The sequence below is a fragment of the Gordonia westfalica genome, assembly GCF_900105725.1.
In the GTDB taxonomy this organism is placed as follows: domain Bacteria; phylum Actinomycetota; class Actinomycetes; order Mycobacteriales; family Mycobacteriaceae; genus Gordonia; species Gordonia westfalica.
Map to the genome: position 1 here is coordinate 1,298,786 of NZ_FNLM01000034.1, position 20,570 is coordinate 1,319,355.

Below are 20,570 nucleotides of genomic sequence, written 5' to 3' on the forward strand. Positions count from 1 at the left end.
CCTCGCGATTTTCTCTCTCGCCGAGGGACATATAAATTCTTCGCCGCTGTTTCCAGCGGAGTTTAGCGGTCAGCGATTGGCCGACATGCTCTTCGGTCCGCGTCCGAGCGCAACCGCGCCGGACTGTGCGATCTCACGGATGCCGTACGGATCGAGCATCCGCAGAAGAGCCTCGAGCTTCTCCGACGTACCGGTGGCCTCGATGGTGAGCGACTCCGGCGACACGTCGATGACCTTGGCGCGGAACAGGTTCACCACCTCGATGACCTCGGTGCGCACCGTCGAATCCGAACGGACCTTGACCATCATCAGCTCGCGGGACACCGAGTTGGCCGGGTCCTGCTCGACGATCTTGATCACGTTCACGAGCTTGTTGAGCTGCTTGGTGACCTGCTCGAGCGGGAAGTCCTCGACGGAGACCATGATGGTCATCCGCGAGATCCCCTTGAGTTCGGTCGGTCCGACGGCCAGCGACTCGATGTTGAACCCGCGACGCGAGAACAAGCTGGAGACGCGGGCCAGGACGCCCGGCCGGTCCTCGACCAGGACGCTGAGGGTGTGGGTGGTGCTCACTTCTGGTCCTTCTTCGCTGCTGCCGCGTCGGCCGGGGCCGCTGCATCAGGCTTGGTCATGGTCTCGTGGATGTCGACCGGGTCGGAGGCCGACTCGTCGTCGTCGAACAGCGGCCGGATGTCGCGGGCCGCCATGATCTCGTCGTTGCCGGTGCCCGCGGCGACCATCGGCCACACCTGGGCGTCCTTGCCGACGATGAAGTCGATGACGACCGGACGGTCGTTGATCGCGCGTGCCTGAGCGATGACGTCGTCGACGTCCTCCTCACGCTCGACACGGAAAGCGACACAGCCCAACGCTTCTGACAGCTTCACGAAGTCCGGGATCATCCGCGAGTGCGTCGACAGATCGGTGTTGGAGTACCGCTCCTCGTAGAACAGGGTCTGCCACTGCCGGACCATGCCCAGGTTGCCGTTGTTGATCAGCGCGACCTTGATCGGGATGCCCTCGATCGCGCAGGTCGCCAGCTCCTGGTTGGTCATCTGGAAGCAGCCGTCGCCGTCGATGGCCCACACCTCGGTGTCGGGTGCGGCCGCCTTGGCGCCCATCGCGGCGGGCACCGCATAGCCCATCGTGCCCAGACCGCCCGAGTTGAGCCAGGTGCGCGGCTTCTCGTAGGAGATGAACTGCGCGGCCCACATCTGGTGCTGGCCGACGCCGGCGCAGTAGACCGCGTCGGGTCCGGCGGCCTTGCCGAGTGCCTGGATGACGAACTCCGGCGACATCGAACCGTCGGTCTGACGGTCGTAGCTCAGCGGGTACGTCTTGCGGATGCCGTCGAGGTAGGTCCACCACTCCGACAGGTCGGGAGTGGCCCCGGTGGTCGCCCGCTCGTCGCGCAGCGTCTCGGTGAGCTCGGCGATGACCGCCTTGCAGTCGCCGACGATCGGCACGTCGACCGGCCGGTTCTTGCCGATCTCGGCCGGGTCGATGTCGGCGTGGATGACCTTGGCGTCGGGGGCGAAGGAATCCAGCTGACCGGTCACGCGGTCGTCGAACCGTGCGCCGAGCGTGATCAGCAGGTCGCTGCGCTGCAGCGCGCCGACGGCCGCCACGGTGCCGTGCATACCCGGCATGCCGAGGTGCTGCTGGTGGCTGTCGGGGAATGCGCCGCGGGCCATCAGCGTCGTGACGACCGGGATGCCGGTCAGCTCGGCGAGTTCGAGCAGCTCCTCGGACGCGTTGGCCTTGATGACACCGCCACCGACATAGAGGACCGGCGACTTCGCGGCGTTGATCAGGCGAGCCGCCTCACGGACCTGCTTGCCGTGCGGCTTGGTGACCGGACGGTAGCCGGGCAGGTCGATCTGCGGCGGCCAGGAGAAGGTGGTCTGGCTCTGCAGGATGTCCTTGGGGATGTCGACGAGAACCGCACCGGGACGACCGCTCTCGGCGATGTGGAAGGCCTCGGCGATGGTCTTCGGGATGTCGATCGCGCGACTCACCAGAAAGTTGTGCTTGGTGATCGGCATCGTGATGCCGGAGATGTCGGCTTCCTGGAAGGCGTCTGTGCCGATCAGCGCACGGCCGACCTGTCCGGTGATGGCGACGACCGGGACGGAGTCCATCTGAGCGTCGGCCAGCGGGGTCACCAGGTTGGTGGCACCCGGACCCGAGGTCGCCATCATGACACCGGCGCGACCGGCGACCTGTGCGTAACCGGTGGCGGCGTGGCCGGCGCCCTGCTCGTGGCGGACGAGGACGTGACGGACCTTGGTGGAGTCGAGAAGCGGGTCGTAGACCGGCAGGACCGCGCCGCCGGGAATGCCGAAGACGACCTCGACACCGAGCTCCTCGAGGGATCGGACCACCGACTGCGCACCGCTGACGCGCTCCGGCGCGACGGTGTGCTGCCCTACCGCACGGAGGTTGCCCGCCGCGGGAGACTGCTGACGCAGTCCGGCGTTACGCGTCGGCTCATTGCGGCCGGCGTCGGTGCGTGCTGTTGGTGCGCTCACTGCACGATCCTCATCTTGTCTGAAATTCGGTGGTTGGGTGATGTGACTACCTGACATGAAAAAACCCCCGACAGCTTCAGCTGTGCGAGGGTGGCGCGTCGATGCCGGTAGGGGTCTGCGAGGTGACCGGTCAGGCGACGCGCCAGCCGATTACTACGAGGATCCCGTTTGTCATCACGAGATCACGGTAGGACCGCGCGTCGTTCTGAGTCAAACTCCGGACCATGCCGTCCCACATGATGGGAACGCACAGGTGGTGACGGACGTCTCACCCAGTGCGAGCGAGTCCACCCGACGCCGAGGTCGCCGAGGCCGGGTTGGCACAATGGATGGGTGCCGACTGATTCCAGCGACCCGACCCCCTCGACACCCGACGACTCGGCGGAGATCCCCTACCCGGTGATCTTCCGCATCAACCGCGTCGCCTACTTCACGGTCCCGATGGTCGCGCTCGTGGTGGTCCTGCTGCTCGGCGCCTCCTACTGGTTCGCCTTCCTCTTCGTCGTCCCGGTGGCGCTGTACATGTGGATCCACCGTCTGCGCACCGTCGTCACCGAAGACGGCCTCAGCGCGGTCGGCGGTCTGTCGACGACCGACATCCCCTGGGCCGACATCGCCGGCCTGCAGTTCCCCAAGTGGAGCTCGGTGCGGGCGGTCCGCCAGAACGGTGAACGAGTCAAGTTGCCCGCCATCGCCTTTCGCGACCTCCCGGTGTTGAACGTGGTCAGCAAGGGCCGCATCCCGGATCCGTTCGAGGCCGCCGCCAAGTCCGACGACTAGATCCGGAGCCCTCCCGGCGGCACAGAATCGCCGCTGCGGGAACGGCTTTGACCCAGGCGCCAGAAGTTAGTCTCGTCGGGTGACGTACGCGACGCTCGACGCGAACCAGCTCGACGACCTCATCTCCGACGGCGACCTCGGCGCCGCCGCGACCGCGCTGTCCGCACTCCCCGCCGGCGACATCGCCGCCCTCCTCGACCGCCTGTCCCACCAGGCGCGGGGCGTGGCCTTCCGTCTGCTTCCCAAGGATCTCGCCGTCGAGGTCTTCGACGATCTGTCCTCGGGCTCGCAGCGCCGGCTGATCGACGATCTCGGGACGGTCGAGGTGGCGGCCGCCTTCGATCACCTCGACCCCGACGACCGCGCCGAACTCCTCGACGAACTGCCCGCCGGCGTCGCACGAGCGCTCATCCAGCAGCTCACCCCCGCCGAACGTGACGTCACCGCGGTCGTCCTGGGTTACCCGCGCGGCTCGGTCGGGCGTCGGATGAGCCCCGAGTTCGTCCATGCTCGTAGCGACGAGACCGCCAGCGCGGCCCTCGCCCGGGTCAGGGAACGGGGCCACGCCGCCGAGACGATCTACACCGTGCCCGTTCTCGACGAGGCCCGGGTCCTGTGCGGCGTGGTCAGCCTGCGTGACCTGCTACTCGCCGACCCCGACGAAACCGTCGTCGGCCTGATGAGCAAGCCGATGTTCGCGCTCGCCGACGACGACGCGGAGTCCACCGCCCAGCGATGCGTCGACCGGGGCATCCTCGCGATGCCCGTCGTCGACCGCGACAACCGACTGGTCGGCGTGCTCACCATCGACGACGCGGTGGAGGTCGTCGAGCAGGCCCGCGACACCGACGAGGCGCGGGCGGGTGCGCGCGAACCGCTGCGCGAGCCATATCTGCACGCGTCGATCCTGTCGATCACCCGCGCCCGGATCGTGTGGCTGTTCGTCCTCGCGGTGTCGGCGATCCTCACCGTCAACGTCCTGGAGATCTTCGAGGGCACCCTCGAACAGAAGGTCGCCCTCGCACTGTTCATCCCGCTGCTCACCGGCATCGGTGGCAACACCGGGTCGCAGGCCGCGACCACCGTCACCCGTGCACTCGCCACCGACGACGTGACCACCCGCGACGTCGTGCGGGTCGCGGCCAAGGAGGTGCGGGTCGGCCTGACCATGGGGTCACTGCTGGGCGTCGTCGGATTCGCCGTCGCCGCACTGGTGTACGGCGTCGACATCGGCACGGTGATCGGGCTGACGATCGTGTCGATCTGCACGATGGCCGCGACCGTCGGCGGCGTGATGCCGCTGGTCGCGAAATCCATCCGGGTGGACCCGGCGGTGTTCTCGACCCCGTTCATCTCGACCTTCTGCGACGCAACCGGTCTCATCGTCTACTTCTCCATCGCCAAGGCGGTTCTGGGACTCTAGGCACCGCCGCGCGAGAACCGACAGCGCCGGCCGTGTCCGAATCATTTTGTTGTCGCATGTCACGGCGGAGTAGCCTGATCTCTCGGTGACTCGCGACGCCCACCCTCAGCGTGCGACGCCGTTCAACCCAGTTCTCGGGGCCACACAGCCTAATGAAACAAATCCCCGGGATCACGGTGTTGACCCCAGGAGTCCGACGAACGACAGAGCTTCGGCCCAGCACCGCCGGAAGCCCTTCGGCGGCGCCGACTCCGCCCGACCCGACGATCGATATGAGGAAGCCATGCCAGCCCTGAGGTCACGCACCACCACCGTCGGCCGCGAAGCCGCCGGAGCCCGCTCCCTGTGGCGCGCCACCGGGATGACCGACGACGATTTCGGCAAGCCGATCGTGGCGATCGCCAACTCGTACACGCAGTTCGTGCCGGGCCATGTGCACCTCAAGGATGTCGGTGAGATCGTCGCCGACGCGGTTCGGGCCGCGGGCGGCGTGCCCCGCGAGTTCCACACGATCGCCGTCGACGACGGCATCGCGATGGGTCACGGCGGCATGCTCTACTCGCTGCCCAGCCGCGAGATCATCGCCGACTCCGTGGAATACATGGCCAACGCCCACACCGCCGACGCGCTGGTGTGCATCTCCAACTGCGACAAGATCACCCCCGGCATGCTCAATGCCGCGATGCGCCTGAACATCCCGACCGTGTTCGTCTCCGGCGGACCGATGGAGGCCGGCAAGGCCGTCGTCGTCGGCGACGTCGCGCATCCGTCGTCGGATCTGATCACCACCATCTCCGCGTCGGCCAACAGCGCCGTCGACGAGGCCGGACTCGACGAGGTCGAGCGGTCCGCCTGCCCGACCTGTGGCTCGTGTTCGGGCATGTTCACCGCCAACTCGATGAACTGCCTCACCGAGGCCCTCGGACTCGCCCTGCCGGGCAACGGTTCGACGCTGGCCACCCACGAGGCGCGTCGCGCCCTGTTCGAGCGCGCCGGCAAGGTCGTCATCGACGCCGCGAACCGTTGGTACCGCGAGGACGACGCGTCGGTCCTGCCGCGCAACATCGCGACCCCGGCCGCCTTCCGGAACGCGATGGCACTCGACGTGGCGATGGGCGGCTCGACCAACACCGTGCTGCACATCCTGGCCGCGGCGCAGGAGGGCGAGGTCGCCGACTTCGATCTGTCGACCATCGACGAGATCAGCCGGAACGTCCCGTGCCTGTCGAAGGTCTCCCCCAATTCCGACTACCACATGGAAGACGTGCACCGCGCCGGCGGAATCCCGGCGATCCTCGGTGAACTCCGTCGCGCCGGACTGCTCGACGACACCACCTCGACGGTGTACAGCCCCACCCTGGCCCAGGCGCTCGACGACTGGGACATCCGTGGCGGCAAGGCGCTCGACGAGGCCGTCGAACTGTTCCATGCGGCGCCGGGCGGCGTGCGCACCACCACCCCGTTCTCGACCGCCAACCGGTGGAACTCGCTCGACACCGACGCCGCCGGGGGCTGCATCCGCGACCTCGAGCACGCGTACACCGTCGAAGGCGGCCTGTGCGTGCTGCGCGGAAACCTCGCACCCGACGGCGCGGTCCTCAAGACCGCCGGGATCGACGAGGACCTGTGGCACTTCGAGGGTCCGGCCCGCGTGGTCGAGAGCCAGGAGGACGCCGTGCAGGTGATCCTGTCGAAGACCATCCAGGCCGGCGAGGTGCTGGTCGTGCGCTACGAGGGCCCCGCGGGCGGGCCGGGTATGCAGGAGATGCTGCACCCGACCGCCTTCATGAAGGGCACCGGCATGGGCAAGAAGTGCGCGCTCATCACCGACGGCCGGTTCTCCGGCGGATCGTCGGGCCTGTCGGTCGGCCACATGTCGCCGGAGGCGGCGTCGGGTGGCACGATCGGCCTCGTCGAGGACGGCGACCCCATCCTCATCGACGTCAAGACCCGTCGCCTCGAAGTCCTCGTCGACGACGAGGTGCTCGCCGAGCGCCGCGCGAAGATGGAGGCCTCGGAGCGCCCGTGGCAGCCGAAGGACCGCCAGCGCACCGTCACGACCGCGCTGCGCGCGTATGCGAAGCTCGCGACGTCGGCCGACAAGGGCGCCGTGCGTCAGGTCGACTGACACCTGTGAACACAAAGTGCGGGGTGAGTACCGGATTCCGGTACTCACCCCGCACTTTGTGTTCGGGCAGGAGCTCAGTTGAGCGGGTTGGTGCCGTTCGCCAGAATCCAGACGGCTGCGGCTGCACCGACACCGACGATCAGCCAGACGAACGACCCGACGAAGGGTCGACGCGCCCAGCCTCGCGGGTAGTCCAGTGAGTACAGACCCGGGCCGGTGAGGATGACGGCGGCCGCGGTGGCCGCGAGGAACAGCTCGTACTCCACTCCCTGTGCCGAGGCGAAGAACTCGAAACCGCCCGCCGCGGACAGCCGGAAGGCCGCGGCGATGAGCATCGTGCCGAGGATCGCCGACGCACCGATCGGGGTCAGCAGGCCGAGGATGACCATGAGTCCGCCCACCGTCTCCGACAGTGCGCCGACGATGGCGAGGATCTGGGCATAGTCGGCGTTGAACCCACCGTCGACGAGCATCTGCTCGAACCCACTGAGGCGGGGCCCGTTCCACAGGCCGAACAGCTTCTGCAGTCCGTGGGCGCCGACGAAACCGCCGAGCGCGATCCGCAGCAACAGGAGGCCGAGGTCGATGGTGCCGCGCCGGGACTTCGCGAGCGCGTCGTCGAGATCCTCGTCGGCCACGGACCTGGTGTCGTACTCGTCCTCACGCGACCGGTTCCGACGACGACCGAACAGTCCCCTGCTCTCTGGCTCGTCGTCGAGCAGGTCGGCGTCCGCCGCACGCGTCTCGTCCGGGCTCGCGCCGTAGCGGCCGGTGGTGTCCTCGTCGTCGAGGAAGTCGTAGCGCGCGGTGCCGACTGGCGGCAATGCGGGTTCGGGCCTGGTCGCGGTGTCGTCGGCGGGGATATCCGGCTGAACAGCGGTGCGACGCTCGAACTCCATCGTCGGTTCGGCGTCCGGCTCGGGGGTCGGCGGCGTTTCCGGGGTCCGTACGGGTTCCGGAGTGCGCGTCGGTTCCGGGACGGGCGCCGGCGGGCGCTCTGCGCTTCCCTTGAGCTGCCGGGTCTCCACATCGCCCGGATCGATGTCATCCAGTTCGTCGACCCGCGAGAACGGTGCCGGAGACCGCCGCGCGTGCCGGTTGTAGAAGTCATCGCGATCGACCGCGGGCCGCGGTGCGGGGGTCGGCGGATGGTCCGTGACCGGGATCTGACCCGTCGGCTCGTCGTACGGGCTGGTTGCGGGTGGGCTCGACGTATCGGGCTCCCGGGCGCTCGGCGTGTCGCGTTCGCTCACAGGCCCGACTCTAGAGGCTCACGGTGTGCGGTCCCCGCACCCCGACGGGGTGAGTCGGCACACCATTACTGTGGACGCCATGTCGAACGGGCGGCCGGCGGGCCGAATGCTGGTGGCGATTCTGGCGGTGATCGCACTCGCGGTGGGCGGCTGTGCGAACTTCACCGAGCAGGACCGTCAGCGCGAGGCCGGCGCGTTCAGTCCCAACAACCGTCCGAGCGGTCAGCCCGAGCCGACGCCTCCCCCGGAGACGCCGCGGGACACCCAGCCGCCGCCCACTGGCCCGTGCGTCGACCCCGACCCCGCGGTGATCGCGACATGTCTCGCGTCGACCGGTGGGGTGATGCCCGGCGACGACCAGGGCGAGGTGACGGTGGTCGCCGAACGCACGACCGGAAAGATCATCACCACCAAGCGTTACGGACCCGAGCGGGTCCTCGGTCAGGCGCCGGTCGACGCGTCGGGCGACGGCGGACTCATCGACTTCGCCTTCTCGCCCACCTACTCCCAGGATCGCCTGATCTACGCACTGATCACGACGTCGTCGGACAACCGCGTCGTACGACTCGCACCCGGCGACGTGCCCAAGCCGATCCTGACCGGAATCCCCAAGGGCGCCACCGGGAACATGGGCTCGATGTACTTCCGCTCACCCACCGAACTGGTGGTCGCCACCGGCGATGCCGGGAATCCCGCGACCGCCGACGACCCGTCGTCGCTGGCCGGGAAGCTGTTGCTGATCACCTCGTTCACGTCGGGTGCCAGCCCGCGCCCACAGATCCTGGCTTCCGGCTTCGGGTCATCGGTTGCGCTGTGCCCCAACGAATCCACCGGGACCATCTACGTCGCCGACCAGAAGACCACCGAGGACCGCGTCCAGGTCATCGAAGAGGGCGGCCCCAAGGTGCTGTGGACGTGGCCCGACAAGCCGCAGATCGCCGGATGCGGTGTGGCAGGCGGCAGCATCTTCGTCTCCACGACCCGCACGCAGCGCATCGAGGGCATCCGCGAACCGACCCGCGAGGACCCGACCATCACCGCGCCGGTCGTGGCCCTCGAGAAGCGCTACGGCGCACTCGGCCGAATGGCCGCCCTGCCCAACGGACTTCTGCAGGTGGCAACGGTCAACAAGCAGGCCGGCAACCCGAAGCCGACCGACGACAGGGTATTCCGCTTCCTGCCGCAGGGCGGGGGCAACGACCGGACCTGATCTCCGCGACGCGGACTCACTGTCCGCCGATCCAATTCCCTTCGCCCAACTAAGAATTGGATGGTGATCATTCGTCGAAATGGACGATTCCAACGAGCGGTGAATCGTCTGACTCCAGCACATCGAGCGGCGGTGGCGAATCCTCCGGCAGCAGTTCGTCAGACGAGTAGGGCCACGAACACGGGGATCACCGCCCCCTGAGGTGCGAGCGAAGCGAGCCACGAAGGGCTGATGAGACCCATTGTCTCACCAGGGCCTTCGTGGCTCGTCGCTAACGCTCCTCACACCTCAGGCAGCAAAAGGGCACACTCCTCACACCTGACGCCGCGAAAGGCCACGCGCCTCACACCTCAGGCGGCGGGACGGCGTCTACTCGCAGGCGGCGAGGACGAGTTCCTTGACGCGCGCCGGGTCGGCCTGACCGCGGGTGGCCTTCATGACGTCGCCGACGATCTTGCCTGCGGCCTGGACCTTGCCGCCGCGGATCTTCTCGGCGATGTCGGGGTTGGCGGCGAGTGCGTCGTCGACGGCCTTCTGCAGTGCCGAGTCGTCGCGGACGACCTCGAGGCCGCGGTCGGCGACGATCTGGGCGGGTTCGCCCTCACCGTCGAGAACGGCGGTGGCGACCTGCTGGGCGAGCTTGGTGGTCAACTTGCCCTCGTCGACGAGTCCGATGATCTCGGCGACCTGCGCCGGGGTGATGGACAGATCGGCCAAGTCGACGGCACGCGAATTCGCCTGCTGCGCAAGGAAAGACACCCACCAGCTGCGGGCGGCCTCGGGTGACGCGCCGGCGTCGACGGTGGCGATGATCAGGTCGACGGCACCGACGTTGACCAGGTCGCGCATGACCTCGTCGGAGACGCCCCACTCCTCCTGGATGCGGGCGCGGCGCAACCACGGCAGCTCGGGCAGGGTGGCGCGCAGTTCCTCGATCCACGCCGCATCCGGCTGGACCGGAGGCAGATCCGGCTCCGGGAAGTAGCGGTAGTCCTCGGCGGTCTCCTTGCGGCGGCCGGCGGAGGTGGTGCCGTCGGCCTCGTGGAAGTGCCGGGTCTCCTGCACGATCTCGCCCCCGGCCTGCAGAATCGCGGCCTGGCGACGCATCTCGTAGCGCACGGCGATCTCGACGCTCTTGAGCGAGTTGACGTTCTTGGTCTCGGTGCGGGTACCGAACTCGGAAGCGTCCTTGGCCATCAGCGACAGGTTCACGTCGCAGCGCATCGACCCCTGGTCCATGCGGACGTCCGACACATCGAGCGATTTGAGCAGATCGCGCAGTGCCGTCACGTACGCGCGCGCCACCTCGGGTGCGCGATCGCCCGCTCCGACGATGGGTCGGGTGACGATCTCGACGAGCGGCACGCCGGCACGGTTGTAGTCGAGCAGCGAGTGGCTCGCACCGTGGATTCGGCCGGTGGCGCCGCCGATGTGTAGCGACTTGCCGGTGTCCTCCTCCATGTGTGCGCGCTCGATCTCGACGCGCCACGTGGTGCCGTCGGCGAGCAGGACGTCGAGGTAGCCGTCGTATGAGGTGGGCTCGTCGTACTGCGAGATCTGGTAGTTCTTCGGCTGGTCCGGGTAGAAGTAGTTCTTCCGCGCGAACTTGCTCGACGGCCGGATCGAGCAGTTCAGCGCCAGGCCGATCCGGATCGCGGACTCGATGGCCTTGGCGTTGGCGACCGGCAGCGAACCGGGCAGACCGATACACACGGGGCACACCTGGGTATTGGGCTCGGCGCCGAATTCGGTCGGGCATCCGCAGAACATCTTGGTCGCGGTACCCAGCTCGACGTGCACCTCGAGGCCCATCACCGGATCGAAAGCGGCGATGACCTCGTCGTACTCCAACAGTTCGACGGCGGCGGAAGTCATGGCTGCCAGTTTATGCGGCGATATCCCAGGGAGACGTTCAGGGTGATCACCGATGCCGGAAACCGGTCGTCGAACCTACTGTCGACGACATCGATTCACCGACCCATCGATCAGCAGGGAGACCCCGATGACCACCGCACAACCCGCTTCCGCCGCCCCGCGACTCACGCGCTCCCGCTCGAACGCCTGGCTCGGCGGTGTCTGCGGCGGCATCGCCGAACGCTGGGGCTGGGACCCGACCCTCGTCCGCGTCCTGTTCGTGCTGTCGATGCTGCTCCCCGGCCCGCAGGTGCTGATCTACCTGGCCCTGTGGATCGTCATCCCGCGCGAGCCCGTCCCGACCATCACCGCGGTCTAGCCGAAGATGACCCGGATCTCCTTGTACTGATCCTGCGGAACGGTCTTCAGCTCACCGAGTGCCTCGTCGAAGGTGATTCGATCGATTCGCGTTCCGTGCAGGGCGACCATCTGTCCCCAGCCCTTCTCGGCGACGAGGTCCGCGGTGGCCATACCCATGCGGGTGGCGAGGACCCGGTCGTAGGCCGACGGCACCCCGCCGCGCTGGATGTGGCCGAGGACCGTGGCCCGGGTCTCGATGCCGGTCCGTTCCTCGATGAGCGGCGCCAGCACCTCGGCGACGCCCCCGAGCCGGGGCCGGTTGAACCCGTCGAGACCCTTGGTGGAGTACGCCTCCGTCATCTCGGGGAGCTTGAAACCCTCCGCGACGACGACCATCGGTGCACGACCGCGCGCCTTGACACTCGTCACCCAGGCGCAGATCTGGTCGAGACTCTCGGGGTTCTCCGGGATCAGGATGACGTGCGCGCCACCGGCGATACCCGAGTGCAGTGCGATCCAGCCCGCGTGCCGGCCCATGACCTCGAGCACCATGCACCTCTTGTGCGAGTTGCCGGTGGTGCGCAGGCGGTCGATGGCCTCGGTGGCGATCTCGACGGCCGTGTTGAACCCGAATGTGTAATCGGTGGCGTCGATGTCGTTGTCGATGGTCTTCGGTACGCCGACGATGTTGATCCCGTCGTCGAACAGTCTTTTCGACGCCGAGGCCGTGCCCTCTCCGCCGATCGCGATGACGCCGTCGATACCGAGGTTCCGGAGGACCTTCTTGATGTTGTCGGGGCCGCCGTCGGGTTCGGTGTAGGGACCGAACCTGCTCGTCCCCAGGATCGTTCCGCCCTGGTTGGACAGACCGCGCACGGTCGAGCGGTTCAACTCCATGATGTCGCCGTAGACGAGACCGGCCCAGCCGTCTTTGAAGCCGACGAATTCGTGGCCGTAGACGGTCTCCCCCTTGAGCACTGCACCGCGGATGACGGCGTTCAGGCCGGGGCAGTCGCCACCGGAGGTGAGAATGCCGAATCTCTTCGCCATGTGGTGAGACCCTCCCTTTCGTACGCGACGAACACACCCAATCTAGTGCCCGGATGCCCGGACCGCTGAGCACGAATTCACTTGATCCCGTTCTCGTAGGCGAAGACGACGGCCTGTGCGCGGTCACGCAGCCGCAGTTTGCCCAGGAGACTGCTCACGTGGGTCTTGACCGTCTGTTCGGTGACGTAGAGGTCGGCGCCGATCTCCGCATTCGACTTCCCGTCGGCCACCAGGTCGAGTACCTCCCGCTCGCGCGGGGTGAGGTGTTCCAGCTCCGGGTTCCGTGTGGGCCGGCGACGCCGCGCGGTCACCTCGGTGATGAGACGCTTGGTGATCGACGGCGCGAGCAATGCCTCGCCCGCGGCCACCACCCGCACCGCACGCACGAGTTCGTCGGCGGGCGCGTCCTTCAACAGGAATCCCGACGCACCGATCCGCAACGCCTCGTAGACGTAGTCGTCGATGTCGAAGGTGGTGAGCATCAGCACGCGGGTCGGCGGCTCCAGACCTGCCGTCAGGATCTGTTCGGCGGCCCAGAGGCCGTCCTTGCGCGGCATCCGCACGTCCATCAGTACGACGTCAGGCCTCGCACGCTTGCACACCTCGACCGCTTCGATCCCGTCGGCGGCGTCCCCGAGGACGGACAGATCGGGCTGGGCGGCGAGCAACGCCGAGAAGCCCTGTCGCACCATCGCCTGATCGTCGGCGATGACGACGGTGATCGGGCCGGTGTTGCCCTGTGCTTGCTGCGGTTCGGCGTTGATCGGCACGCCTGACAGGCTACTGGTCGGCGAGCGGCGAGGAGACCTGCGGCGCGGTCACCGACGACGATGTCCCGGCGATGATGCCGTCGCGCGGCGGTGTCGCCGGGATGTGGGCACGCACCGCGAATCCGCCCTCGACCGTCGGCGCCGCGAGAAGCGAACCGCCCACCGCCTGTGCACGTTCGAGCATGCCGGGGATGCCGACGCCGTTGCCGCCGATCCCCAGGGGCTCGGCCGTCGGCGCCGAATTGACCACGGCCACCTCGACGGTGCCGTGCTCCCCCGGCGTCACACTCACCAGGGTCCGGCTGCCCGGCGCGTGGCGCGTCGCGTTGGCCAGCGACTCCTGCACGATCCGGTAGATCACCAGCGCCGCCGACTCCCCGACCTCGGTGTCGTCGACCTCCCGGGTCAGCGTCACATCGGTCCCGGCCCGACGTGTCTCGGCGACGAGTGAATCGATCTGCGCCAAGCCCGGATTGGGGGCCGCGGTGGTCTCGGCACCCTCCACCCGCAGCACCCCGAGCAGCTGCCGGACCTCGTCGAGCGAGGTGCGCGCGGCGTCGGCGATGGCGTCGAATTCGGCTGCCGCCGCGGGCGAGACGTCATCGATCCGGTAGCGTGCGGTTTGCGCCATGACGACGACCATCGACATCCGATGCGCCACCACGTCGTGCAGGTCGCGGGCGATGCGCGCACGTTCGGTGAGCACAGCCGATTCCGCCTCGGCCTCCTCGGTCTGCTTGGTACGGGCCGCGAGTTGTCGTCGTGATGCCATCAGTCCGCGGAGCAGTGCCACGACCACCGCGAGAACCGAGGTACCGACGATCCATGCCGGATGCGCCGCATAGGCGACGACGAGCGAGGTCGCGAGCCACACCACCGGTATCCACCGCAACTGACAGCGCAGCATCACCATGAAGGTCAGCACGAGCAATTCGATGAAATGGGTGACCTGGATGGTCAGTTCCCACCCGTCGCGAGCCGGGACGACGAGACCGATGATCTGGGCCGAGACCACCGAGATCGCCCATCCCACCATCGGCGCGGACCAGGCGAGCGCGATCGGCAGCGCGGCGAACGCCGAGACGACGGGCAGCAGGAAGACGGGCACAGAGTGCGTCACGGGCAGCGTCGGCCAGGCGATGGAGTACATGATCAGGGCGACGAACAGGAAGAACCAGTTGACCCGCGACGAGAAATAGGCACGCACCGCGGGGTCCTGGGCGACCGGCGCCGTCGACGCCCAATCCGCGAAATCGCTGCCCGCCGCCCGCAGATGCTTGCGTAAACCGAACATGCCCTTCACCCTAGGCGCGGTGGGGACGAGCAGTCCTCATACTTTCGGGGGAGACGCCCTCGTTCCCGAGTAGTGCCCGTCCGGCGGCATCCCGCCCTACCCGGTGAGCACGAACCGCCCGCCGGAGTGATGTGGACCGGCGGTCCCCATACCTAGCGTCTATGGCCATGAACCCTCCCGAACCACCTCGGAAATGGTCTTCGGACAACACTTCTCAACCCGACAATCGCTCAGCCGTGCACCCACGGCGCCGGTTGCGGTGGCTCGTGGCCGCCCTGACTCTCGCTGTTCTCCTTGCCGGACAGTGGATGTCGACGGCGCATGCCGTGGCCGGTGATGCCGGTTCCACCGCGGGACCGGTGCGACCGCAGCCCGAGGATGCCGGAAATCCGTACGCCGCCGCTGTCGTCGCACTGGCCGGACCGTCTCCGGCCACGACAGTCGACGTACTGCCGACATCCTTCGCCGTGCACATGGGTTACACGCCGACCGTCGTGGCGGGCGTACCCACCGACCCGGACGGCGACTGCTCCTCGCCGGTGCCGCTCCCCGTCCGGTTCACGCCGCTGTGCCGCACACACGATTTCGGTTACGACCTGCTGCGCGCCGCCGACGCAGACGGCCGCCCCCTGGGCTCGTGGGCGCGATTCGCCCTGGACCGCATGCTGATCGACGCGATGCAGAGTTCCTGCAGCAATCCTGCGTGCGAGACCGCGGCCCGCGTCGCGCGTATCGGCCTCGCGTGGAACACCTGGCGCCAGTACGGCGGACCGCCGACCCGGCGGGAATCGGTTCCGCGGCTGGTGACCACCACCTTCGAACGGGCGCTCGTCGACCCCCGTCACAGCGAGGACCTCTCGTGAGGTGCAGGCCCGTGCTAGTGATCAGCGTGGTGATCTCGTATCTGATCGCGCTCTACCCCGGGACGCTCCCCGGGATGCGGTGACCACAACCGTGCTGGCGACCGGATTCGCCGCGGCGGGCGCGACCATCGGGATGTTGCTGTCACGACGCGCGTCTCGCGAGCCCGATCCGCAGAGCATCCGAGTGGTTCTCGGTGTCGGCGTACTGGTCGCGGCCGGGGGCGCGGGCCTGGCGGTGTGGTGGCAGAGCCTGATCCGTGCCGCCGTCGGGGCCCCGCCCGTCGGGCTCGACTGGTGGGCCGGCGCCACGCTCGCACCCGCCGCGGCAGTCACCGCGATCGTGCTCATCCCCCGCGTCACCGCGGTGGTCGCGGCGTCGGCGGTCGCCCTCACCGCCGGACTCCTCGCACCCGCCAATGCCGACGACGGACAACCCCTGCCGACCACCGTCGTCGTCTCCGAATCGCAGACGCTGCTGCGCGGGCAGCTGTCCCCGCTCGACTTCGACGGCGCGGCAGCACGATTGGTGGAATCCTGGCTGCGCAGCGGTGGACTGTCGGCGCGGGCCGTGGTCGTGGCCGTCCCCACCGGTTCCGGCTGGGTCGACCAGGCCGCCGTCGCGGGATTCGTCGACCGCTTCGACGGCGACGTCCGGATACTGGCACTCCCCTACGCCGACGTCGAGTCGTGGAAGGCGTTCATCTCCGGCGACGCCGCGTCGACGGGGTCGTCGGTCGCGCTGGTCCGCGAGCTGGCCGAGGTGCTGGAGAGCCGACCCGCAGGTCAGCGGCCCCGACTGGTGCTCTACGGCCAGAGCCTCGGCGCGGTGGGCGCCGACGCCGCCCGTGTCTGGCTCGAGGACCACCACCCGTCACTGCTCGCGGAGACGGTGCTGACCGCACCGCCCGCGGGGACAGTGGCAACTGCGTCGGCGTCGCCGCGGATCGTCGTGGCCAATCGCAGCGATCCGGTGGTCCGCTGGTCGCTCAGTTCGATGTGGCGTCCCCCGACGAGGCCCGACGAGACGGTACTCGGCGGTCCACGGGTCCCGGAGATCCCGTGGTTGCCGGTGGTCGGCTTCCTGCAGACCAGCGTCGACCTGCTGTCCGCGCTCGACGGCCCCGCAGGCGTCGGGCATCGCTACGGGGCGGAGCAGGCGCGGCCGGTCATCGGGTTGCGCGAGTGAGCGACGAAGGGGCGCAAGCGACGAGCCACCCCTCGCTGTCTGAGGTGCGAGGAGCGCAAGCGACGAGCCACGAAGACCTCGTGAGTGAGCTCGCCAGCCCTTCGCGGCTCGCTGCGCTCGCACCTCAGGGAGCAAGGGGTGCGCTGCGCTCGCACCTCAGCCTGGATCCGTGGAGGGGTGTGGGGTGTCGGTGACATAAAAGTGCCCTCTGAGCTGGGATGATTGGTGGTGTTGAGACACAAAACATCCCAGCTCAGAAGGCACTTTCAGTGAAAGTATCACACAGCTTCTCGGCCACGTCCGCACTCTTTGACGACGACAATCTCGTGTCGCATGCCGGGCTGGTACCGGTGATGGAATTGGCGCGCTCGACCGGGGTGGCCGCGCTGCTGGCCAAACGGGTCGATCTGGGCACCACCCGGGTCGCCTCAGCCGGAGCCAACTTGGAAGCGAAACTGCTGACCGTGATCGCCGGGTTATGTTGCGGCGCGGACAGTATCGACGACCTCGGCATCGTCCGCAGCGGCGGGCACCGACGCTTGTTCGACCGCGTGTACGCCCCGGCCACGATCGGACAAACCCTGCGTGAGTTCACTCCCGGGCATGCCCGACAACTCAACGCCGTGATGACCCGCTCCCTGCCGGCGATGTGCGCCCGGGCAGGGTTGTTGCCCACTAACGGTGCCCGAGTGTTCGTCGATATCGATTCCCTGCTGCGTCCGGTCTATGGCTATCAGAAGACCGGCGCCTCCTACGGACACGCCAAGATCGCCGGACGTGAACTGCTGCGTCGGGGTCTGTCGCCGCTGATCGCCACCCTCAGCGCACCCGAGTACCCACCGGTGATCGCTAACGCCTGGCTGCGCGCCGGCCGCGCCGCCTCCGGTGCCGGGGCCGCAACGATGATCGCGCAAACCATCGCCACCGCCCGGCGTTGCGGGGCCGCCGGTGAGATCACCGTGCGCGCTGATGCGGCCTACGGATCAGCTGAGGTGATGGCTACCTGCCAACGCCTGGGAGCCACGTTCTCGCTGGTCCTACGGACCAACACCGCGATCACCCGCGCGATCTCAGCCATCGGCGAGGATGCCTGGACCCCAGTGGTCTATCCCGGGGCGGTCACCGACCCCGACACCGGCGCGTTGATCTCTGATGCCGAAATCGCCGAAACCACCTACACGGTCAGACCACTCTCGCCACACCCGATCACCGCCCGACTCATCGTGCGGCGAGTCAAAGCACACCACCCTGCCGACACCGACACCCTGATGCCGGCATGGCGGTATCACTCGTTTTTCACCAACACCACCGACGACACCATCACCGCCGACATCAATCACCGCGCCCACGCCGTCATCGAGACCGTGTTCGCCGACCTCATCGACGGACCACTGGCCCATCTACCCTCCGGCGTCTTCGGCGCCAACGCCGCCTGGCTGGCCCTGACCGCCATCAGCCACAACCTCATGCGCACCCTCGCCGCGCTCACCAGCTCGGCCAGACTGCGCGCCGCGCGCGGAGCGACACTACGACGCACCCTGGTCGCCGTACCCGCCCGACTGGCCCGACCAGCACGAACACCCATCCTGCACCTACCCCGACACTGGCCCTGGCACCACGCATTCACCACCCTGTGGACCGCGGTGAACACCCCCTGACCCCAACACCCCAACACATCCACCCACCACCAGGAACCCCAGTGAAAAAGCTGACAAAGATCAGCGAATACCCCACGCCCACAACCTGATCAACCACAGAAGCAGCCCAAACTACACCTCCCGACAACCCGTCCACGGATCCAGGCTCAGGGAGCAAGGGGTGCGCTGCGCTCGCACCTCAGGGAGCAAGGGGGGCGCTGCGCTCGCACCTCAGAGAGCAAGGGGGGCGCTGCGCTCGCACCTCAGAGAGCAAGGGGGGCGCTGCGCTCGCACCTCAGAGAGCAAGGGGGGGCGCTGCGCTCGCACCTCAGAGAGCAAGGGGGCGCTGCGCTCGCACCTCAGGGAGCGAGGGGTGCGCTGCGCTCGCACCTCAGAGGGCGATTCGCGTCAGATGATCGCGCCGCGAGCGGCCTCGTACGACGCGCCGACCCGGTAGAGCCGGTCGTCGGCGAGCGCCGGCGCCATGATCTGCAGGCCGACGGGCATGCCGTCGTCCTTGGACAGCCCGGACGGCACCGACATCGACCCGATCCCGGCCAGGTTCACCGGCAGGGTGCAGAGGTCGAACAGGTACATGGCGAGCGGGTCGTCGACCTTCTCGCCGATCGGGAACGCGGTGGTCGGCGTGGTCGGCGAGATCAGCACGTCGACCTTCTCGAAGGCGGTGGTGAAGTCGCGCGAGATCAGCGTGCGGACCTTCTGGGCCTGCCCGTAGTAGGCGTCGTAGTAGCCCGACGACAGCGCGTAGGTGCCGATCATGATGCGGCGCTTGACCTCCGGGCCGAAGCCGGCTTCGCGGGACAGCGCCATGACCTCGTCGGCCGAGTGCGAACCGTCGTCGCCGACGCGCAGGCCGTACCGCATGGCGTCGAAGCGTGCGAGGTTCGACGACACCTCCGACGGGAGGATCAGGTAGTAGGCGCCGAGCGCGTAGGTGAAGTGCGGGCAGCTGACCTCGACGACCTCGGCGCCGCGCTCGGTGAGGAGCTTGACTGCATCGTTGAAGGAGTCGAGGACGCCGGACTGGTAGCCCTCGCCCTGCAGTTCGGTGACGACACCGATCTTGACGCCCTTGAGGTCCTGCTCGGCGCCTTCGCGGGCGGCGGCGACCACGTCGGGCACCGGGACGTTGATCGACGTCGAGTCGCGCGGATCATGGCCGGCGATGACCTCGTGCAGCATCGCGGTGTCGAGGACCGTGCGGCCACACGGGCCACCCTGGTCGAGCGACGAGGCGCAGGCGACGAGTCCGTAGCGCGAGACGGTGCCGTAGGTGGGCTTGACGCCGACGGTCGCGGTGACCGCGGCCGGCTGCCGGATCGAGCCGCCGGTGTCGGTGCCGATCGCGAGGGGCGCCTCGTACGCAGCAAGTGCCGCGGCGCTACCGCCACCCGAGCCACCCGGGATCTTGGTGGGGTCCCACGGGTTTCGGGTCAGCTGGTAGGCGGAGTTCTCGGTCGAGCTGCCCATGGCGAACTCGTCCATGTTGGTCTTGCCCAGGATCGGGATGCCGGCGGCGCGGAGACGTTCGGTGACCGCGGCGTCGTAGGGCGGAACCCATCCCTCGAGGATCTTGGAGCCGCATGTGGTGGGGGCGTCGGTGGTGGTGAAGACATCCTTGAGCGCGATCGGCACACCGGCGAGCGACGACACGGCGTCGCCCGAGGAGATCGCGTCGTCGGCGGCCTTGGCGGCGACGAGAGCCTCGGCGCCGCTGACGTGCAGGAAGGCACCGAGCTCGCCGTCGACCTCGGCGATGCGGTCGAGGTGGGCCTGTGTGACCTCCACCGAGCTGACCTCGCGGGTCGCGATCTTGGTGGCGAGTTCGGCTGCGGAAAGACCGGTCAGGTCACCGGCGGGACGGGGGGCTGCGGCGTGCGACGCGGGACTCACTGCTCTTCTCCCAGGATCTGCGGAACGGCGAAACGGTCCTGCTCGACGGCCGGCGCACCGGACAGCGCGGCGTCGGTGGTCAGACCGGGCACGACGACGTCGGGGCGCAGCACGTTGGCGAGCTCGGCCGGATGCGCGGTACCGGGCACGTCGTCGGCGGCCACCTCCTTCACCGACGCAACGTGGGTCAGGATGGAGTCCAGCTGCTTGGCGTAGACATCGAGTTCGTCCTCGCTCAGCGCCAGTCGCGACAGTCGCGCCAGGTGCGCAACCTCTTCACGCGATATGGACTTCGGTTCGCCAGCCACCGTCATCGC

General features: G+C 68.2%; 17 protein-coding genes. 8 read left to right on the top strand and 9 right to left on the bottom strand.

Annotation, left to right across the window (positions count from 1 at the left end; genetic code table 11):
- Nucleotides 1–69: 69 nt before the first annotated feature.
- Together ilvN and BLU62_RS11350 are read right to left on the bottom strand one after the other, a co-directional pair.
- Nucleotides 70–573 (bottom strand): acetolactate synthase small subunit, encoded by a 504-nt coding sequence (gene ilvN, locus BLU62_RS11345; RefSeq protein WP_074849659.1) that lies wholly within the window; start codon nucleotides 571–573, stop codon nucleotides 70–72.
- Nucleotides 570–2,531 carry an acetolactate synthase large subunit gene (locus BLU62_RS11350; protein ID WP_074849661.1) on the bottom strand — a complete coding sequence of 654 codons (1,962 nt, stop codon included), beginning with the start codon at nucleotides 2,529–2,531 and terminating at the stop codon, nucleotides 570–572. The genes ilvN and BLU62_RS11350 overlap by 4 nt, the downstream gene beginning before the upstream one ends.
- Before the next feature lie 333 nt (nucleotides 2,532–2,864).
- On the opposite strand from BLU62_RS11350, the gene BLU62_RS11355 reads away from it, so the two are divergent.
- From BLU62_RS11355 to ilvD, 3 genes are all read left to right on the top strand, one after another.
- Entirely contained in the window at nucleotides 2,865–3,311 is a 447-nt protein-coding gene (locus BLU62_RS11355) for a PH domain-containing protein (protein ID WP_074849663.1), read from the top strand.
- Nucleotides 3,312–3,390: 79 nt separating this feature from the next.
- A complete protein-coding gene (gene mgtE, locus BLU62_RS11360; RefSeq protein ID WP_074849665.1) occupies nucleotides 3,391–4,734 on the top strand; it encodes a magnesium transporter in 1,344 nt (447 codons plus the stop codon).
- A gap of 283 nt (nucleotides 4,735–5,017) precedes the next feature.
- Nucleotides 5,018–6,862: a dihydroxy-acid dehydratase gene (ilvD, locus tag BLU62_RS11365; protein ID WP_074849667.1), complete on the top strand. Its 1,845-nt coding sequence runs from the start codon at nucleotides 5,018–5,020 to the stop codon at nucleotides 6,860–6,862.
- Between the two features lie 74 nt (nucleotides 6,863–6,936).
- Here the strand turns inward: ilvD and BLU62_RS11370 are convergent, their stop codons facing one another.
- On the bottom strand, nucleotides 6,937–8,115 hold the full coding sequence (locus BLU62_RS11370; RefSeq protein ID WP_074849669.1) for a DoxX family membrane protein: 1,179 nt from the start codon (nucleotides 8,113–8,115) through the stop codon (nucleotides 6,937–6,939).
- 106 nt (nucleotides 8,116–8,221) lie between these two features.
- On the opposite strand from BLU62_RS11370, the gene BLU62_RS11375 reads away from it, so the two are divergent.
- Entirely contained in the window at nucleotides 8,222–9,325 is a 1,104-nt protein-coding gene (locus BLU62_RS11375; protein ID WP_074849671.1) for a PQQ-dependent sugar dehydrogenase, read from the top strand.
- Nucleotides 9,326–9,694: 369 nt separating this feature from the next.
- On the opposite strand, the gene gatB is transcribed toward BLU62_RS11375, so the two are convergent.
- Nucleotides 9,695–11,200, bottom strand: coding sequence for an Asp-tRNA(Asn)/Glu-tRNA(Gln) amidotransferase subunit GatB (gatB, locus tag BLU62_RS11380; RefSeq protein ID WP_074849673.1), 1,506 nt, complete (start codon nucleotides 11,198–11,200; stop codon nucleotides 9,695–9,697).
- Nucleotides 11,201–11,327: 127 nt separating this feature from the next.
- On the opposite strand from gatB, the gene BLU62_RS11385 reads away from it, so the two are divergent.
- Entirely contained in the window at nucleotides 11,328–11,558 is a 231-nt protein-coding gene (locus BLU62_RS11385; protein ID WP_074849675.1) for a PspC domain-containing protein, read from the top strand.
- Here BLU62_RS11385 and BLU62_RS11390 read toward each other — a convergent pair.
- The 3 genes from BLU62_RS11390 to BLU62_RS11400 form a co-directional block, all read right to left on the bottom strand.
- Nucleotides 11,555–12,589: a 6-phosphofructokinase gene (locus tag BLU62_RS11390; protein WP_074849677.1), complete on the bottom strand. Its 1,035-nt coding sequence runs from the start codon at nucleotides 12,587–12,589 to the stop codon at nucleotides 11,555–11,557. The genes BLU62_RS11385 and BLU62_RS11390 overlap by 4 nt on opposite strands.
- 77 nt (nucleotides 12,590–12,666) lie before the next feature.
- Nucleotides 12,667–13,359, bottom strand: a complete 693-nt coding sequence (locus BLU62_RS11395; RefSeq protein ID WP_074849679.1) for a response regulator — start codon at nucleotides 13,357–13,359, stop codon at nucleotides 12,667–12,669.
- 10 nt (nucleotides 13,360–13,369) lie between these two features.
- Complete coding sequence (locus BLU62_RS11400) at nucleotides 13,370–14,653, bottom strand: sensor histidine kinase (protein ID WP_074852840.1); 1,284 nt, start codon at nucleotides 14,651–14,653, stop codon at nucleotides 13,370–13,372.
- Nucleotides 14,654–14,919: 266 nt separating this feature from the next.
- Here BLU62_RS11400 and BLU62_RS11405 point away from each other — a divergent pair, with 266 nt between their 5' ends.
- The 3 genes from BLU62_RS11405 to BLU62_RS11415 all read left to right on the top strand — a co-directional run bounded on the left by BLU62_RS11405 (nucleotide 14,920) and on the right by BLU62_RS11415 (nucleotide 18,360).
- Nucleotides 14,920–15,516 (top strand): hypothetical protein, encoded by a 597-nt coding sequence (locus tag BLU62_RS11405; RefSeq protein ID WP_244278120.1) that lies wholly within the window; start codon nucleotides 14,920–14,922, stop codon nucleotides 15,514–15,516.
- A 79-nt stretch (nucleotides 15,517–15,595) separates the two neighbouring features.
- Nucleotides 15,596–16,702 (top strand): alpha/beta-hydrolase family protein, encoded by a 1,107-nt coding sequence (locus tag BLU62_RS11410; protein ID WP_342028622.1) that lies wholly within the window; start codon nucleotides 15,596–15,598, stop codon nucleotides 16,700–16,702.
- Nucleotides 16,703–16,971: 269 nt separating this feature from the next.
- The gene (locus BLU62_RS11415; protein ID WP_084811776.1) at nucleotides 16,972–18,360 is read left to right on the top strand and encodes an IS1380 family transposase; all 1,389 of its coding nucleotides are present in this window, start codon (nucleotides 16,972–16,974) and stop codon (nucleotides 18,358–18,360) included.
- Nucleotides 18,361–18,747: 387 nt separating this feature from the next.
- Here BLU62_RS11415 and gatA read toward each other — a convergent pair whose 3' ends face one another.
- Nucleotides 18,748–20,253, bottom strand: a complete 1,506-nt coding sequence (gene gatA / locus BLU62_RS11420; RefSeq protein ID WP_074849683.1) for an Asp-tRNA(Asn)/Glu-tRNA(Gln) amidotransferase subunit GatA — start codon at nucleotides 20,251–20,253, stop codon at nucleotides 18,748–18,750.
- Nucleotides 20,250–20,561 (bottom strand): Asp-tRNA(Asn)/Glu-tRNA(Gln) amidotransferase subunit GatC, encoded by a 312-nt coding sequence (gene gatC / locus BLU62_RS11425; protein WP_074852841.1) that lies wholly within the window; start codon nucleotides 20,559–20,561, stop codon nucleotides 20,250–20,252. Before gatC ends, gatA begins: the two co-directional genes overlap by 4 nt.
- Nucleotides 20,562–20,570 lie beyond the last annotated feature (9 nt).

Coding starts and splice junctions, on each gene's coding strand:
- BLU62_RS11400 (WP_074852840.1), bottom strand. CDS start 14,653: ATGTTCGGTTTACGCAAGCATCTGCGGGCGGCGGGCAGCGATTTCGCG.
- BLU62_RS11385 (WP_074849675.1), top strand. CDS start 11,328: ATGACCACCGCACAACCCGCTTCCGCCGCCCCGCGACTCACGCGCTCC.
- gatB (WP_074849673.1), bottom strand. CDS start 11,200: ATGACTTCCGCCGCCGTCGAACTGTTGGAGTACGACGAGGTCATCGCC.
- BLU62_RS11375 (WP_074849671.1), top strand. CDS start 8,222: ATGCTGGTGGCGATTCTGGCGGTGATCGCACTCGCGGTGGGCGGCTGT.
- ilvD (WP_074849667.1), top strand. CDS start 5,018: ATGCCAGCCCTGAGGTCACGCACCACCACCGTCGGCCGCGAAGCCGCC.
- BLU62_RS11390 (WP_074849677.1), bottom strand. CDS start 12,589: ATGGCGAAGAGATTCGGCATTCTCACCTCCGGTGGCGACTGCCCCGGC.